Below are 17,561 nucleotides of genomic sequence, written 5' to 3' on the forward strand. Positions count from 1 at the left end.
CGCCGCAGCATGTCCCCGGAACGGAACGCAGAACAGGTGGAGGACTCCCTCGCATGACCCATGTACTCCTCATCGCGGGCGCGGCTCCGACGCCCTCGATGCTGAAAGCCGCTGTCGAACAGATCCGGGCTGCGGGAGCGACGGTCCAGCTGGCCGGTCTTTTCGAGCGGGAGGCGGTGGGCGGTGTGCTCGACGCCGCCGACGTGTGCTCGCTGACCGAAGCGGCCGCGCAGCGCGGCACTGCGTTCGTCAAGCGCATCGCGAAGCTGTCGGCGCCCCGCAGGACCTGGGAGAGCGCCGAGGGCGACCGGTGGGTACGTCGACATGCGCGCAGGGCGCAGGTTCTGGTCGCATTGGACGCGAACGCCGTCTACACCGTGTGGCACCTCGCCGAGCAGAACCGGCGGGCGGACGCGGTCTACGGCGTCGCGCCTGCGCTCCGGGCGATCCAGGCGCGCGGTGAGCGACCCGTGCGATCAGCGGTGCGCGACGTGGTGCGCACCGTCCCGTCCCCGACCGTGACGGTGCGCTCGGCCGGACGCACCGTGCGGCATGGCGCCGGAGCCGTGCTGCGCCGTGCCTCGTCCCCCGCGGTGATGCGTTCGGCGCTCGGTGCCAGGGCCTGGCGGTCCGTGGTCGTCGCGCCGCGTGTGCCGGACGCCGCGCGGGCGAAGCTTGCCCGGCGGGTGAGCCTGAGCATGCAGAAGGGCGGCCGCAGGACGGGTGCCACGATGGTGCTGGACCAGGCTGCCGACAGGATCGCCAACCGCAAGCTCCGCGCGGCCCTGCTGGCCGACGCCGCGGGTGCCGAGCTGGCTCGTGGACACGACGGTCCCGAGGTCCGGGAGAAGGCCGTCGAGGCCGCACTGAAGCTGGCGGACCAGCGATTCGCAAAGAAGGATCCCGCGGGCGCGGCCGATCAGCTTTCCAAGGCGTTCGATCTCGCCTTTCACCGGGTACTCCACTTCGACGGGGTCTCGTCGCCGTTGGCGCAGGACCCGGAGGGGTATCTCGCGGCCTTTCACACCAGTGCCGCATTCAAGGCGCTGTCCACGCCCCGTGGGCGGGCGCTTCCGGCCGCCCCCACACCGAGCGGGCGCCCGTTGCGGCTTCTGGTGGCGTACGCGAACGGCGCCTTCCTGCAAGCGATCCGGGAACGCTACGAGAACCACCCCGGGGTCGAGATCCGTTGTATCGACGTCAACCAGGACGAGACTCTTCGTCCGCTGGCCCGTGACGTCAAGGGGATCCTGACCCAGGCGCTGGGGGGCCGGCCCGACTTCCGCGCCCGGGTCGAGGAAGCCCTGCGGCCCCACCTGGACTGGGCGGACACCGTCTTCGTCGACTGGTGCACCGGTGCCGCGGCTCTCTTCACCTCCGTCGACCCCGGCACCACGCGTATCGTGGTCAGGCTGCACAGCTACGAGGCGTACTCGTTCTGGCCGCACGTGGTCGACTTCACACGTGTGGACGACCTCATCCTGGTCAGCGACCATCTGCGCGAGATGGTGGAGAAGGTCCTTCCCCGGCTGGCCGAGCCCGGCACCGCCGGCACGCATGTCATCGCCAACGCGATGGACCTGGCCCCCTTCCACCGGGACAAGGCCGGCGCCGACGCCCGTTTCGTCCTCGCTCTGGTCGGGATCAACTCGGTGGCCAAGGACGCGCGCTGGGCGTTGCGGGTGCTTCGACTGGTGCGAGAGCGGGACGAGCGCTACCGCTTGGTGATCATCGGTGGGGGGATCAACCGCAAGGCGGGTGCCGCTGCCCGGGCGTACGACGACCTGCTCCAGCGGGAGTTGACGGAGCTCGAGACCGCCGGCGCCGTGATCCGCATGGGCCATACGGACGATGTGCCGGCAGCGCTGACCGACGTCGGCGTGATCCTCAGCAGCTCCGTCCGCGAGAGCTTCCACTGCGGGCTGGTCGAGGGCACGGCCAGCGGGGCACTCCCGGTGGTCCGGGACTGGCCGTTCTTCGCTGCGCTGCAGCACGGGGCGCGGACGCTCTTCCCGGCCGACTGGGTCGTCTCGACACCGGAGGAGGCCGCGCAGCGGATCCTGGCGCTCACGGGCGCGGAGGAGAGCTGGCGTGGGGCGGCCGAGCCCGCGGCCAAGCACGCACTGGCGACGTGGGACTGGTCTGTTGTGGGCCTCGAGTTCGACCGGTTGTTGCTCGGCGAAGAGGTGTAGCCACCCACCGCACCGAACAGCAGGGGGGATTCGCCGGCGCACTGTTCCCGCGCCCGCGAACCCCCTGAGTTCTGCGACGACGGCGCGTCCGTGTACACCTGGCAGGCACCCGCCTTGCGCGTCCCTCCTGCGCAGCGTACGTGCCTGCCGCGCGCAGGATCGTCACGGACGCGGGTGCGTCACAACTCCGGGCGCCACGAACTCCGGCATCCCCGCGGGATCGGCGTGCGGTGCACACGTCGGCGCCATGCCTGTCCACCCCCGGCATGGCGCCGGTCGGATCGTGAAGCGGACGGCGTGCGGCGTGGGCTGCTCCCCTCGGTCCACCGGACAGTGCTCGCCCGGGTGGACGCGGCCGCACGTCGCTCAGGCATCCCGCTCGGCGAGGATGCCTTCCTTCTCGTCGTACAGTTCGCCGGTCTGCGGGCACTCCCACACGCCGGGCTCGCCCTCGTGCTCGGTGAGGCGTACGCCGGCCCTGCCGACCCAGCCGACCTGGCGCGCGGGGACGCCGACGACCAGGGCGAAGTCCGGCACGTCCTTGGTGACGACGGCGCCCGCGGCGACCATCGCCCAGCGGCCGATGCTGAGGGGCGCGACACACACGGAGCGCGCCCCGATGGAGGCGCCGTCGGCGATCTTCACACCGACGGCCTCCCAGTCGCCGCCGCGCTTCTGCTTGCCCTCGGGGTCCACGGAGCGGGGGTTGTGGTCGTTGGTGAGGACCACGGCGGGGCCGATGAAGACACCGTCGCCGAGTTCGGCGGGTTCGTAGACGAGCGCGTAGTTCTGCAGCTTGCAGTTGTCGCCCATGCGCACGCCCGTGCCGACGTAGGCGCCCCGCCCGATCACACAGCCCTCGCCCAGCCGGGCGCCCTCGCGGATCTGCGCGAGGTCCCACACGCTGCTCCCGGCGCCGATCTCGGCACGGTCGTCGACCTGGGCGCTGGGCTGGACCCTGTAGTTCACTGCTCTGCCTCCGGCTGTTTGGGTTCGCCCGGTGAGCATACGGGCGCGGCGGCCGCCCGCAGGTGGCGGGCGCCGTTCGGCGGCCGCTCCCGGCCGAGAAGCCTGTCTCATGTCCCCCTGCCGTCCGGCCGGTTGGAGACGACCGTCGCGTATGTGCAGCACATGTGCATGGGCTGTGAGCTACACGTGGTGCCCCTGTGACATTTGTCACCGGTGGGGGAACGGGGGCGGTATTGCATGTGCACATCAGGTAAAGAAATGATCCGTTGACCTTTGAATTCCCTTTAACCACGGGGTGTTTGTGTCAAGGATGGGGAAAGCGTGGCGGGGCGGTGCCTCCGCCGTCATGGCGGCGGCCTTACTGGCCTGGGGGGTCGGAACCGGGGGAACCCCCGCAGCGGCCGCCGTGGCCTGTCCCTCGGGGACCGAGTCGGACTTCAACGGCGACGGGATCAGGGACACGGCGATCGCCGACCCGGAGGCGAGCGACGACGGTGTCCCGAAGGCGGGTGCGGTGCACGTCGTCTACGGCGGCGGCAAGGGCACCCTCACCCTCTCGCAGTCACTCGACACCATTCCGGGAGTGCCTGAGCCGGGTGACCAGTACGGCTACTCGCTGGCCGTCTACGACGCCGACCTCGACGGCTGCAGCGACCTGGTGGTCGGCTCGCCCTACGAGGACATCGGCACATGGGCCGACTCCGGGTCCGTGCACGTGATCTACGGCTCCCCGAGCGGACTCAACGCAGGCGGCAAGGCCGTCAAGGAGTTCTACCAGGGCACCGACAAGCCGCTGGGCGGCGGAGCGGAGACCGACGACTGGGTCGGCTACTCGGTCGCGGCCGGGAAGACCGCGGGCGGCACGCCGTTCCTGCTGATCGGCAGTCCCGGCGAGTCGATCGGCACCGTCGAGGACGCGGGCGGCTTCTACTACGTGAGCGGCACCGCCCAGACGGTCACCTTCAACCACCAGGACACGGAGACCGGCGGTGCCGTGCCCGGTGTGGTGGAGCAGGACGACCGCTTCGGCTCCACGCTCGCCGCGACCCCGACCCATTTCGCGGTCGGATCGCCCGGCGAGGCGCTCGGCACGACGACCTTCGCGGGCGGCGTCGCCGTCTTCAACCACACGCTCACCTCCGGCTACCCGAAGCCGCTGGCCGGTCTCGGCCAGGACCAGGACGTGATCAGCGGGGCCGAGGAGGTCGGCGACCAGTTCGGCGCCGCGCTCGCCATGGTTCCGTACCGGCCCTCGGGCGCCACCTCCACCACCGAGTCGCTGCTGGCGGTCGGCGTCCCGGGCGAGGACCTGTCGACGACCGTCGACGCGGGCGCCGTCCAGGTGTTCCGGCTCACGGCGAGCGGCACCTTCACCGAGACCACCTGGATCGACCAGAACACCGCGGACGTCGATCAGGAATCGGAGGCCGGGGACTTCTTCGGCAAGCGGCTCGCCGCCGTGAACACCTCCCCGAACACGACCTCCACGGCCACGACGACAAGGCTCGCCATCGGTGTGCCCGGTGAGGAGTCGTCCGAGGAACACGCGGACAAGGGAGGCGTCCAGATCGTGCCGCTCGTCGGCGCGCCCGGTGCATCCGACGCGTGGATCGATCCCGGATACGGCGTTCCGTCCGGACCCGCACCGCGCATGCTGACGGGTCTGTCCCTGGGCGCCACTCCCTCGCTGCTCTATGTGGGCGTGCCCTACGGCCCTGAAGGGGGACGGGCGGTCTACGGGTTCCCGTGGGGTGTGACCGCCGGTGGGGCGCCGACCCAGACGTTCAGACCGGGCGAGGGCGGCCTTCCGGCGACGGGCGTCGCCTTCGGAGCGGCAGTTCGCTGACACGCGTCGACGCCGGACCGTCCCTCGCCGGGACGTATCCGCCCCGGCGGCCGACACGACACAGAGAGCTACAGGGGGGAACGCATGTCCTCATACGGACAACAGGCCGTGGGGGCCAGGGCCTCGTTCCGGGAAAGACCGGCGCCGCACGCGCGGAGTCCCTGGCGGGCGGGCGCAGTGGGGGCGCTGTCGGTGGGGTTGCTGCTGCTGGGGCTGGGCGCGGGAGGCACCCCGGCCGCTGCGGCGGGAGCCTGTGCCGGCGCCCAGTCCGACTTCGACGGCGACGGCGTACGGGACACGGTCATCGCCGACCCGGACGCCACGGTCGCGGGCCAGGAACGGGCCGGCCTGGTCCACATCGTGCTGGGCGGCGGCAAGGGGGTGGTCGAGATATCTCAGGACACGCCGAATGTCGCCGATGCTCCTGAGAGCGGGGACCAGTTCGGCTTCTCCGTCGCCGTGTACGACGCGAACAAGGACGGGTGCAGTGACCTCGCCGTCGGCATCCCGTACGAGGACGTGGGAACCGTCAAGGACGCGGGGTACGTCCAAGTGATCTTCGGCTCGACCACCGCGGTCGGCCAGGAGTTCAACAGCAAGGGCTTCATCCAGGGGGAGACCCAGCCACTGGGCGGCGGTCCCGAGACCGACGACTGGCTGGGCTACGCGGTGGCGGCAGGCACCTCGCCCACCGGTTTCCCGTTCCTGGCCATAGGCGTACCGGGCGAGGACGGCGCCGGTGGCGCGGACATGGGGCTGATCGGTTACGTCTGGGGCACCGACTACCAGGCGGTGTCCGTGAGCCAGGACACCACCGGAGTGTGGGAGGAGGCGGAACCGTACGACCGCTTCGGGGCCTCCATCGCCGCCACGGACCGCTCCTTCGTCGTCGGTGCCCCGGGCGAGAGCATCGGGACGGTCGCCTTCGCCGGAGGTGTCCAGGCATTCAGGCCGTCGATCAACGCGAACGGCATACCCGAGCCCGTCTTCGGCATGGGGCAGGGGCGCACCGCCGGACCTGACACCGCCGCCCAGACCGACGATCGCTACGGTGCCGCCCTCGCGATGGCCCCGTACCGCCCGACGGGCGCTGCCACGATCACGGACGCGATCCTCGCCGTCGGCGTACCCGGGGAGGACCTCGGCACCACCGTCGACGCCGGCGCGGTGCACGTCTTCCACATGAAGGCGGACGGGTCGGTCGTGCTGCTGAACTGGATCGACCAGAACGTCGAAGGCGTCGAGGGGGAAGCCGAGCCCGGTGACTTCTTCGGCCAGCGCCTCGCGGCCGTCAACACCGCCACCAACGTGGTGAGTACCGCGAGCACGATGCGCCTGGCCGTGGGCGTACCCGGGGAGGAGTCGGCGGAGAACGCCCCGGAGGCGGGCGGCGTCCAGATCCTGCCGGCGATCGGGGCGCCCGGCGCCTCGGACGCGTGGATCGAGCCGGGCCATGGCATCCCTTCCGGACCCACGCCCCGAACGTATGCCGGCATCAGCCTCGGCAGCAGCCCGTCACTGCTGTACGTGGGCATGCCCTACGGCCCGGCCGAGGGACACGCGGTCCACGGCTTCCCGTGGAACACGGCCTCGGGCGGCGCACCGGCACAGACATGGAAACCGGGCGAGGCCGGCATCCCCGCGGGCGGCGCCGCATTCGGGGCGACCGTCCGATGACGGCTCGTCAACCGCGGGACCCATCCCGCCGGACGGGACCTTCCGGCGACCGGAACTTCGACACACACATGATTCGACTGGGGAGTGGACGCGTGTCCGCAGACAGACACAGACCGATACGGCGCGGCCCGGTGCTGCGCGGTGCAGTGGCGGCCGCCGTCGCCGGTGCCGTGGTGGCGGGTGCGCTGGCGGTCCTTCCGGGCGGCGCTCCGGCGCGGGACCAGGCACCCGTCGCGGCCGACAAGCCCGTGCAGACCGAGCAGGAGGCCCTGGCCGCCGCCAAGGAGAGCGGCAGGAAGACCGAAGTCGTCGGGCTGCGCACCGAGCGCCGGGAGATCTTCGCCGAGCCCGACGGCACGTTCACCGCCCGCGAGTACACCGAGCCCGTCCGCACGGTCCGGGCCGGCACGTGGGTGGACATCGACGAGACACTGGTGAAGCGGACGGACGGCAGCTGGGCGCCGAAAGCCGCCGCCGTCGACCTGTCGTTCTCGGGCGGACAGGCGGGCAAGCCCTTTGTGACGATGCAGCGGGCGGGCCGGGAGTTCGCCCTGACCTGGCCGTACGGCAAGCTGCCCGCACCCGAGGTCGACGGCGACACCGCCACCTACGTCGACGCCCTGCCGGGCGTCGACCTGACGGTGCGCGCCGAGGCGGACGGCTTCGCTCATCTGCTGGTCGTCAAGACACCCGAGGCGGCGGCCGACCCGAAGCTGGCCCGGCTCGACCTCGGCCTGACCACCGGCGGCCTGAAGGTCACGGAGGATGCCTCCGGGGCGATCGTCGCTGAGGACGCCGCCGTGGGCGGCACCGTCTTCGAGGCGGGCAAGCCCGCCATGTGGGACTCCGCCGCCGTAGAGGAGGCCGCCGCCGGGAAGCAGGGTCCCAAGGCCGTCGCGAAGGCACTGAAGGCCGCCACGGCCGGCGCGGACGCGACCACCACCGCCGGGCCCCGGGCGGAGAAGGCCCCCGGGGCCGCCCTGGAGGGTCCGGGCGGCGGCGGACGCGTTGCGCCGCTGGGCGTCGAGGTGGGTAAGGGCAAGCTGAGCCTCGTCCCCGACCAGAAGCTCCTCAGGAGCGAGGACACCGTCTTCCCCGTCGTCATCGACCCGATCCAGCGCACCACCTCGCGCACCTCCTGGACCGGCGTCATGTCGGGCATGCCGAGCGAGCAGGACTGGAAGTACTCGGGCAGCGCGGGCGTCGGCAAGTGCCCCACGGACTACAGCCCGGTGTCGTGCAACGGCGTCGGCGTGCGCCGCGTGCTGTTCACGATGCCGCTCTCCTTCTACAAGGGGAAGCAGATCCTGGGCGCCACCTTCTCCGCCCGGGTGGAGCACATCTACAGCGCCTCCCCGACGGCCGAGCCCATCCAGCTGTACCGGATCGGCGGCCAGAACTACGCGCTCAGCTCGTCCAGCAACTGGTCCAACACCTCGGACGACTGGGACGACTACCTGCAGACCGTCGACAAGGCGATCTCCCCGACCTCCTGCTCCAGCCAGGCCAACCTGCACTTCGAGAGCGGTGCCACGGGCGAGCTGACCAGCGAGATCAAGACGGCGGCCGCCGGTGGCTGGAACTCGATGACGCTGGGCCTCAGGGCCGCCGACGAGTCCCGTTTCGCGGAGTGGAAGCGGATCTGCGGCAACGCCTACCTGTCGATCAAGTACAACAATCTGCCACGGCAGATCAAGACGTCGGACATGTATACGGACCCGGGCGGCCTGTGCAAGTGGGGCTCGACGCGTGAGTACACCGATGTCCCGCCGAAGCTCCAGGCCATCGCGAGCGACCCGGACCACGGCAACGGCCAGACCGACAAGGTCAAGGTCGAGTTCAAGGTGGAGTGGACCGACCCCACCACCAAGGAGGCCAAGTCCTACAGCTATCTGACACCGGACTGGCTCTCGCCGACGACCAGCACCAAGTTCACGCACACCGTCAAATCGACGATCCCGCAGAACACCGTCATCTACTGGAGCGCGCGCGCCTATGACGGTGACGGCTACGGCCCCTGGAGCTACGACGGCGATCCCGCACAGCGCTGCGAGTTCATCTACGACAAGACGTTCCCGGGCAAGCCGAACGTGCTGTCCAAGCAGTACCCGTCGGACACCGTCTACCACGACGGTGTGGGCACCTACGGCACCTTCACCTTCGCGCCCAACCCGAACGACTCCATCCCGGACACGGACGTCGTCAAGTACCTGTACGCCTTCGACAGCGACGCCTCCCCGGCGACCTCGGTCACCCCGTCCGCTGCGGGCGGCTCCGTCTCCGTGTCCTGGATGCCGACCCGGGCCGGACGGCACTGGGTCGACGTGGTCGCAGTGGACAAGGCCGCGCACCCGAGCAGCAAGGCGCACTACGAGTTCCTGGTGAGCGAGGGCACTCCCGTCGTCGCCCAGTGGAACCTCGCCGACCAGGCCGGTGACGTCGAGGCCCACGACGAGAGCGGCGAATTCTCGGCGACCGCGGGCACGGCCGTCACCTTCGGCGTGGACGGACCCGGCGGCAAGGTCGACAGGGCCGCCCGTTTCGACGGCACCGGTGAGTCGTACCTCGATGCCAGCGAGACCGTCCTCGACACGGCCGGCAGTTTCAGTGTCAGCGCCTGGGTACGGCCCACCGGGCTGGACAAGGACATGACGGTCGTCAGCCAGGACGGCACCGGCGAACCCGGTTTCACCCTCGGCTACGACGCGTCCGCGCAGACGTGGAAGTTCGCCGTCCCGGTCAACGACGTGGACACGCTCGGCGAGTGGAAGGCCGTCTCCACCGGGGTGGCCCCGGTCAAGGACCAGTGGGTGCTGCTGACCGGCGTGTACGACGCGCAGAAGAGCGGCGGTCCTCAGCTCCAGCTCTACGTCAACAAGGATCTGAAGGGCTCCGCCACGCGACGCTCCACCTGGAGGTCGTACGGACCGCTGCAGATCGGCCGTACCACGGCGAAGAGCGGCTACCGCGACCACTTCGTCGGCGACCTCGCCGAGGTCCGTGTCTTCGACCGCGTCCTGCCGGCGGCCCAGGTGGCCGAACTGATGACGATCAAGCCCGAGCGCAAGGGGTACTGGCAGCTCGACGCCGCGACCGGTGCTGCCTCGGCGGAGACCGGCGGGGGCCAGGCACTGACCCTGGCGGGCAACGCCTCCATCTACCGCCCGGCCGACATCTTCGACAACGCCGCTCTGGTCGGCGAGGGCAACCTGGTCCTGGACGGCGACGGGGACTACGCGTCCACCGCCCCCGCCCCGGTCACCGGCAACAGCAGCTTCACCGTGACCGCCCGCGCCCAGCTCACCTCGCTGGACCCGGACAAGTCGCAGACGGTGCTGTCCCTGCCGGGCGCCAACGCCAACCGCGTCCAGGTCCGCTACCAGACCGCCACCCAGCAGTGGGAGCTGGCCGTGGCCAGGACCGACGCGGCCGCGCCCGAAGTCGTCACCTTCACCGACGACCAGGAACTGCCCGACACCGGAGGCTCCGGTCAGCATCTGGCGGTCGTCTACGACGCCTTCGCCAACTCGATCCGGCTGTACGTCGAGGGCCAGCTGGTCGCAGGCGCCTACGGCACGGACGACACCCTGTGGTCCGCCACCGGCGGTCTGCAGGTCGGCCGTTCGCTGCGCGGAGCGAGCGAGTACTTCGCCGGCGCCATCGACGAGATCCGCGTCTACAGCGGTGCAGCCGACCAGATCGCAGTGCAGCAGATGGCCGCGCTGACGGCCGTACCCGACATGTGACGGACCGGCATTTCCGAGGTGTGCCGGGCCGGTGGCGGCCCGGCACACCCCTTCGACCCATGGCTTTCTCCTCCGACCAGGGAGTTGTCCCCATGCTCTTCCGTGGCCGCTCACTGAGCCGTCGCCTGCCCAGACGGACGGTCGTCGCGACGGTACTCGGGCTCTCGCTCGCGCTGTCCGCGTCGTCGGTCCAGGCGGTGGCGTTCGACGACGGCACCCGGGGCCGCACCAGCCGCCCCGGTGTCCAGGACGACGGTGATCCCGCCAGGGGAACCGACGCGAAAGCGAAGTCCCGTCCCACCGACCCGGCGCGCACGGCAGCGGTCAAGGGACTCGACAAGGCGGTGTGGCCCCGGCAGGGCGGCACCGAGGTGAAACTGGGGGCCACCGGGAAGGCGGGCGGCCTCCCGGTCGAGGTGCTCGCACCGAAGACCGGTGCCGCGGCCCGCGCCACCTCCGACTCCGGGTCCAGGGCCACGACCGGGACGGCGAAGGCGCCCGGCAAGGTCCGCGTCGACGTCCTCGACCCGGCGCGTGCCGCGAAGCTCGGCGCCGGCGTACTGCTCGGCGTCCAGCGCGCGGACGGGGAGGAGAAGGCCGCCAAGGTCCGCCTGACCGTGGACTACTCCGACTTCGCCGAGGGCTTCGGCGGCTCCTACGCCTCCCGTCTCCGGCTGGTCCAGCTCCCGGCCTGCGCCGCCGTCGCCGTACCCGGCAGCAAGGTCTGCCCCGGGCAGCCCAAGGCCCTGCCCACGGTCAACGACGTGAAGACGGGCACCGTGTCCGCCGACGTGACCGCCGCCCCCGCGCCCGCCGAGGGCGTCTCCGGCATGGCGGCCACCGCGACCTCCCTCGTGGCCGTGGCCGCGGGCCCGTCGAGCGCGCAGGGCACGTACAAGGCGACCGCACTGTCCCCGTCGGCCAGCTGGAGCGTCGCCACCTCCTCCGGCGGCTTCAACTGGAACTACCCGCTGCGCACGGTGCCGACTCCGGGCGGCCTGATCCCCACGGTGGGGCTCGGCTACTCCTCCCAGTCGGCGGACGGCCGCACCTCGGCCACCAACAACCAGGGTTCCTGGATCGGCGAGGGCTTCTCCTACGACCCCGGTTACATCGAGCGCCGCTACAAGCCGTGCGCCGACGACGGCCACACCGGCTCCGCCGAGCAGTGCTGGGCCTTCGACAACGCCACGATCATGCTCAACGGATCCTCCGGTGAGCTGGTCAAGGACGACACCACCGGCGAGTGGCACATGTCGGCCGACGACGGCACCAAGGTCGAGAAGCTGACCGGTGCCACCAACGGCGACGAGGGCAGTTCGGGCGACAAGGGCGAGCACTGGAAGGTCACCACACCCGAGGGCACGGAGTACTACTTCGGTCTGAACCGGCTGCCGGGCTGGGCCGCCGGCAACGAGGAGACCAACTCCGTCTGGACCGCGCCGGTCTTCGGCGACGACTCCGGTGAGCCGTGCTACAACGCCACCTTCACCAGCGCCTACTGCCAGCAGGCCTGGCGGTGGAGCCTCGACTACGTCAAGGACACCCACGGCAACGTGATGTCCTACTTCTACGAGCGCGAGACCAACTACTACGCGCTCAACGGCAAGACGGACGTCAACGGCACCGCGTACCACCGCGGCGGCTACCTCGAACGCATCGACTACGGCCAGCAGGACGGCAAGGTCTACGCGGCGAAGGCCCCGGCGCGGGTCGTGTTCAACACCGCCGAACGCTGCCTGCCCGACGCGGACTTCGACTGCGCGGAGAGCAAGCGGACCAAGGCGAACGCCGCGCACTGGCCGGACGTCCCGGTCGACCAGGAGTGCAAGTCCGCCACCAAGTGCACCTCGCCCTTCGCGACCTTCTTCACCACCAAGCGGCTGATGTCGGTCGTCACGCAGATGCGCAAGGACACCACGAACTACCAGGACGTGGACGCCTGGGCGTTCACGCACCTGTTCACCGACAACGGCGACGACTCCAAGACGCTGTGGCTGTCGAGGATCGAGAACGAGGGCCGGGTCGGCACGGCGGTCAAACTGCCGACCGTCGATCTCTTCGGCGAGCAGCTCGCCAACCGCGTCGACGCGATCGGCGACAACATCGCGCCGTTCTACCGCTTCCGTCTGTCGATGGTACTCAGCGAGACCGGCGCCCAGCTGGACGTCAACTACGCCCCCACCGACTGCGCCAAGGCCACACTGCCCAAGCCGGGTGAGTCGACCAAGCGCTGCTACCCGGTGAAGTGGGCCCCGCCGGGCTACACCGACCCGATCACGGACTGGTTCCACAAGTACGTGGTGTCGGCGATCATCGAGACCGACCGCACCGGCGGCAGCGACGCGATGGTCACCCGCTACGACTACCAGGGCGACGCGGCCTGGCGTAAGGCCAAGCCGGACGGCATCACCGACGACAAGTACCTGACCTGGGGCGGCTGGCAGGGCTACGGCAAGGTCAGGGTCACCAGCGGCACCGCCGACAAGCAGACCACCCGTGTCGACTACACGTTCCTGCAGGGCATGGACGGCGACAAGGACTCGGCGGGCAACACCCGCTCGGTCGCGGTCAAGGACTCCACGGGCACCTCGTACACCGACGAGGAGGAGTTCACCGGCCAGCAGCTGGAGGTCGCCACCTACGACGGCGACAAGCTGGTCGGCAAGACGATCAACACGCCGTGGAAGCACTACACCGCCACCCAGACCCGCAGCTGGGGCACCACCCGCGCGGCGATCGTGCGCACCCAGACCGGCCGCGGCTTCAGCCTGAAGTCCGACGGCACCTGGAGCGAGACGAAGTCCACGACGACGTACGACACCTCCAACGGCACCGGCCGGGTGCTGAACGTCGACGACCAGGGCGACGTCTCCACCGCCGAGGACGACACCTGCACCCGCACCACGTACGCGGACAACACGGCGAAGAACATCCTGTCGCTCCCCGCGCGCAGCGAGGTCGTCTCGGTCAAGTGCGCCACCACGCCCGACCGCAGGACGCAGATCCTGGCGGACGAGCGCACCTCGTACGACAGCGGCGCGTTCGGCGCGGCGCCCACCAAGGGCGACGCGACCAAGACCGAGCGGCTGACCGCGCACGACGGCACCACCGCGACCTACCAGGTCACGGGCGCCACGACCTACGACACCTACGGCCGCCCGCTGACCCAGAAGGACGCCAAGCAGTACGGGACCTCGGACCAGACGAAGACCGTCTACACCGAGACCAACGGCCTGCTGACGAAGACGACCGTCACCAACGCCCTCGGCCATGTCACCATCACCGACTACGTCCCGGCCTGGGGCATGTCGGCGGGGCAGACGGACCCCAACGGGAAGCGGACCGACCTCGCCTACGACGCGCTGGGCCGGCTGACCTCCGTATGGCTGGCGGACCGGGCCTCGACGCAGACGCCGAGCATCAAGTACTCGTACAACGTCCGCAAGGACAAGGTCACCTCGATCAAGACCGAGAAGATCGAGAACGACGGCTCCTACGGCGCCGAGTACCAGCTCTACGACAGCATGCTGCGCCCCCGCCAGATCCAGACCGAGGGTCCCGGCGGCACCCACATGGCCGCCGACACCTGGTACGACGGCACGGGCAACGTCAGGAAGACCAACGCCACCTACAACGCGACCGGCGCCGCCTCGGACGAGCTGCAGCTCGTGAGCAACGGCCAGGTCGGCCAGCAGAGCCTGTTCGAGTACGACGGCCTGGGCCGCCCCACCGCCCAGGTCTTCGCGGTCAGCGGCGCCGAGCAGTGGCGCACCACGACGGCCTACGACGGCGAGATCACCCGCGTCGACCCGCCCGTCGGCGGCGTGCCCACCACGACGATCACCGACAACCAGGGCAACGTCTCCGAGATCCGCCACCACCGCGGCGCCTCGCCGAACGCGGGCGTGCCCTACGACTCGACGAAGTACACGTACAACACGGCCGGCCTGCTGGAGACGGTCACCGACGCCAAGAACAACGTGTGGCGCTACGAGTACGACCAGCTGGGCCGCAGGACGAAGTCGGTGGATCCGGACGCGGGGACCTCGCGCACGGAGTACGACGAGCTGGACCGGCCGGTCGTCACGTACGACGGACGCGACAAGAAGACCTCGACGGTCTACGACAAGCTCGGCCGCGTCACCACGACCTGGCTGGGTGACGCCAACACCGGCACCAAGCTGACGGAGACGAGGTACGACAAGGCGGGCTGGCTGGGGCAGGCGTACGGAACACTCAGCTACATCTCGCCGACGGAGTACTTCGCCACGGCCGTCCAGTCCATGGACGAGTTCTACCGTCCGTTGAAGACGGGATACCAGGTACCTGCCTCGCAGGGGGCCCTCGCCGGTACCTACGTCTACACCTCCACCTACAACCGGGACGGCACACTCCAGAGTTCGGGACTGCCCGCCCTCGGCGATCTGCCGGCGGAGGCACTGACCTATACCTACGACGCCCTTCAGCGTCCGATGACGATGACGGGCAGCACCCCGTACGTCACCGACACCGTCTACTCCAAGAACAGCCGGCTCCAGCAGCTGGAGCTGTCCACGGGCAGCGGCAAGAAGGTCTGGCAGACCTTCGGCTACGAGACGGGCACCGACCGGCTGACCCGCTCGGTGGTGGACGTCTACGGCGCGACCGCCCCGGCCAAGGAGTCGAACTACTCCTACGACCAGGCCGGCAACGTCCTGTCCATCGCGGACACCGCCAACCCGGCCGCGCCGGACGTGCAGTGCTTCGCCTACGACGGCCGGCAGCGACTCCAGGACGCCTGGACCCCCGCGGCCACCGCGACGGCCGCGGCCGGCTCCGGCACCCGCGGGTCCACCGTGCCGGTGGACGGCTCCGGCCCCACGGCCTGTGACTCCGCGGCCGGTTCGAGCGCGCTCGGCGGTCCGGCCCCGTACTGGAAGTCGTACGAGACGGACGCCATCGGCAACCGCCTCTCGGAGATCAACCACGACACGGGGCTGGACGCGGCGAAGAACATCACCCGCAGCTACGAGTACGGCGGCGCGGGCGCCCTCGGCGACGGACCGCACCAGGTCACCAAGGTCACCGAGAAGACCCCGACCGGGGACCGGCAGTCGACGTACGAGTACGACGACGCGGGCGACACCACCAAGCGCACCCTCGGCGGCAACGCCCAGGTCCTGGCCTGGGACGACTCCGGTGCCTTGACCAAGGTCACCGAGGCGGGTGGTTCGCAGACGAGCTATCTGTACGACGCGACCGGCAACCGGGTACAGCGCAAGGACCCCTCCGGCACCACCGTCTACCTGCCCGGCACCGAACTGAAGCTGTCGGCCGACGGCACCAAGACGGAGGCCACCCGGTACTACGAGTACGCCGGACAGACGGTCGCGGTCCGTACGGCTTCGAAGGTCTCCTTCATCGCCTCGGACCATCACGGCACGGGCGAGCTGGCGATCGACTCCACGACCGGGGCGGTCTCCCAGCGGCGCTACGACCCCTTCGGCGTCGAGCGCGGCGAGAAGACCGGCACCTGGCCGGGGGAGAAGGGCTATGTCGGCGGCACGATCGACGCCTCGACCGGCCTGACCCACCTGGGCGCGCGGGAGTACGACGCGGCCATCGGCAAGTTCATCTCGGTCGACCCGGTCATCGACTACACCCAGCCGCAGCAGATCAACGGCTACGCCTACGCCAACAACTCCCCGGTCACCCACGCCGACCCCAGCGGCATGATCGTCCCGGAGTGCCGGGAGGGCCTGATCGAGTGCCGCGGTGGCATTCCGGTCACCAACACCGATCCGGAGGTCTCGAAGGCGCAGTCGGACGTCAGCAAGGCGTCAGGCGACGTGGCGGCGGCCCAGCAGCAGCAGGCGTCCGCCAAGCAGCGCATCAAGTCGGCGGGCAAGGCACTGGTCAAGATCGCCCGGGACATCCTCGGTGTGGACGCGGCCCTGGACTGCATCTCCACCGGTGACGTCGGCTCCTGCGGCGAGACGCTGCTCAACATCGCCGGCAGCTTCGCGGGCGGCCTGGCGGGCAAGATCCTCGCCAAGTACGGCGCGCCGTGGAAGTGGGCCAAGGGCATCAAGCTCGCCAAGCGGGTGACCGGCCTGGTCGGCGACCTGATCGGCGGCGTCAAGGGCCTGTGGAAGGCCAACAAGGCGGTCGGCAAGGCGAGAGCCGGGCTGACCAAGGCCGCCGAGAAACTGGCTGACGCCAGGAAGAAGGCGGCGGCGGCCGCCAAGAAGGCCAAGAAGTCCGAGCCTGAATGCCACAGCTTCCTGCCCGGCGCGAAGGTGCTGCTAGCGGGTGGCAAGACCAAGCCGATCGAGCGGGTCTCGCTCGGCGACAAGGTCGTCACCACCGATGCGCAGACCGGCAGCACGACGGTCCGCGACGTCGTGGGCACGATCGTCACGGAGGACGACAAGTCGTTCGCCGACCTGACGGTCAAGGGCAAGTCCGGCAAGCCGCAGGCTCTGGTCGCCACGATGACCCACCCGTTCTGGGTCGGGTCGAAGGGCGAGTGGGTCAAGGCGGGCGACCTTAAGCCCGGTATGGAACTGAGGACGCCGTCCGGTGACCAAGTCGAGCTGACGGCAGTCCGGCATTTCGAGAAGCGCCAGCGCACGCATGACCTCACGATCAACGGGATCCACGCGTACTACGTCCTGGCGGGCGCGACTCCGCTGCTCGTCCACAACTGTGACGAGAGTCTGGACTTCGCGCACGGTACGACGGTCGAGCACGCCGACAACATCGAGGCCGGCGGGCTCAGTTCCGACGCCGCGAAGGAGGCGTCGAGCGGCGGCCAAGTGGCACAGCCCGGAAATCTCTTCACCTACGAGCTCACGCGGGGAGGCGGATCCAACATCAACGTCGCCGCGCAGTGGGGGGTGACGAGGAATAGCGGTTCCCGAAGCGGCGCCGCGGTATCCATCTTCCGAATGTGCAAATGCACATATGATCGGCTTGTTCAGGAGGGTCATATCACCACCAGAGTGACAGGCGACGGGATGCCCGAAGAGGTCATCTTCGGGCCAGGCGCCATGGAGCACCTGCGCTTGGTACAGACCATCAAGTTGTAGTCGGACTAACGGGAGCCAGGACGCGATGACGGGTTTGAGCGGCACCGATTACTCCAAC

Annotated in this window: 6 protein-coding genes; 5 read left to right on the plus strand and 1 reads right to left on the minus strand. The window is 70.0% G+C overall.

All coding sequences use genetic code 11. The features are described from left to right. Positions 1-53 precede the first annotated feature (53 nt). On the plus strand, positions 54-2,192 hold the full coding sequence (locus ACSHXN_RS26905; RefSeq protein ID WP_355801393.1) for a glycosyltransferase: 2,139 nt from the start codon (positions 54-56) through the stop codon (positions 2,190-2,192). Positions 2,193-2,558: 366 nt separating this feature from the next. On the opposite strand, the gene ACSHXN_RS26910 is transcribed toward ACSHXN_RS26905, so the two are convergent. Continuing rightward, positions 2,559-3,161, minus strand: coding sequence for an acyltransferase (locus tag ACSHXN_RS26910; protein WP_355137614.1), 603 nt, complete (start codon positions 3,159-3,161; stop codon positions 2,559-2,561). A 346-nt stretch (positions 3,162-3,507) separates the two neighbouring features. Here ACSHXN_RS26910 and ACSHXN_RS26915 point away from each other — a divergent pair, with 346 nt between their 5' ends. The 4 genes from ACSHXN_RS26915 (at position 3,508) to ACSHXN_RS26930 (ending at position 17,503) form a co-directional block, all read left to right on the plus strand. Next, complete coding sequence (locus tag ACSHXN_RS26915; protein ID WP_438303869.1) at positions 3,508-5,007, plus strand: FG-GAP repeat domain-containing protein; 1,500 nt, start codon at positions 3,508-3,510, stop codon at positions 5,005-5,007. An 84-nt stretch (positions 5,008-5,091) separates the two neighbouring features. Beyond that, positions 5,092-6,684, plus strand: coding sequence for an FG-GAP and VCBS repeat-containing protein (locus ACSHXN_RS26920; RefSeq protein ID WP_355137618.1), 1,593 nt, complete (start codon positions 5,092-5,094; stop codon positions 6,682-6,684). 92 nt (positions 6,685-6,776) lie between these two features. Next, a complete protein-coding gene (locus ACSHXN_RS26925) occupies positions 6,777-10,430 on the plus strand; it encodes a LamG domain-containing protein (RefSeq protein WP_438303870.1) in 3,654 nt (1,217 codons plus the stop codon). A gap of 92 nt (positions 10,431-10,522) precedes the next feature. Continuing rightward, positions 10,523-17,503: an RHS repeat-associated core domain-containing protein gene (locus ACSHXN_RS26930; RefSeq protein ID WP_438303872.1), complete on the plus strand. Its 6,981-nt coding sequence runs from the start codon at positions 10,523-10,525 to the stop codon at positions 17,501-17,503. The last annotated feature ends 58 nt before the right edge of the window (positions 17,504-17,561 follow it).

It is taken from the genome of Streptomyces sp. HUAS TT11 (assembly GCF_051553595.1).
Classification (GTDB): Bacteria; Actinomycetota; Actinomycetes; order Streptomycetales; family Streptomycetaceae; genus Streptomyces.

What these genes read in the sequence shown, in the direction of transcription:
- ACSHXN_RS26915 (WP_438303869.1), top strand. Translation starts at nt 3,508, where the DNA reads ATGGCGGCGGCCTTACTGGCCTGGGGGGTCGGAACCGGGGGAACCCCC.
- ACSHXN_RS26905 (WP_355801393.1), top strand. Translation starts at nt 54, where the DNA reads ATGACCCATGTACTCCTCATCGCGGGCGCGGCTCCGACGCCCTCGATG.
- ACSHXN_RS26930 (WP_438303872.1), top strand. Translation starts at nt 10,523, where the DNA reads ATGCTCTTCCGTGGCCGCTCACTGAGCCGTCGCCTGCCCAGACGGACG.
- ACSHXN_RS26920 (WP_355137618.1), top strand. Translation starts at nt 5,092, where the DNA reads ATGTCCTCATACGGACAACAGGCCGTGGGGGCCAGGGCCTCGTTCCGG.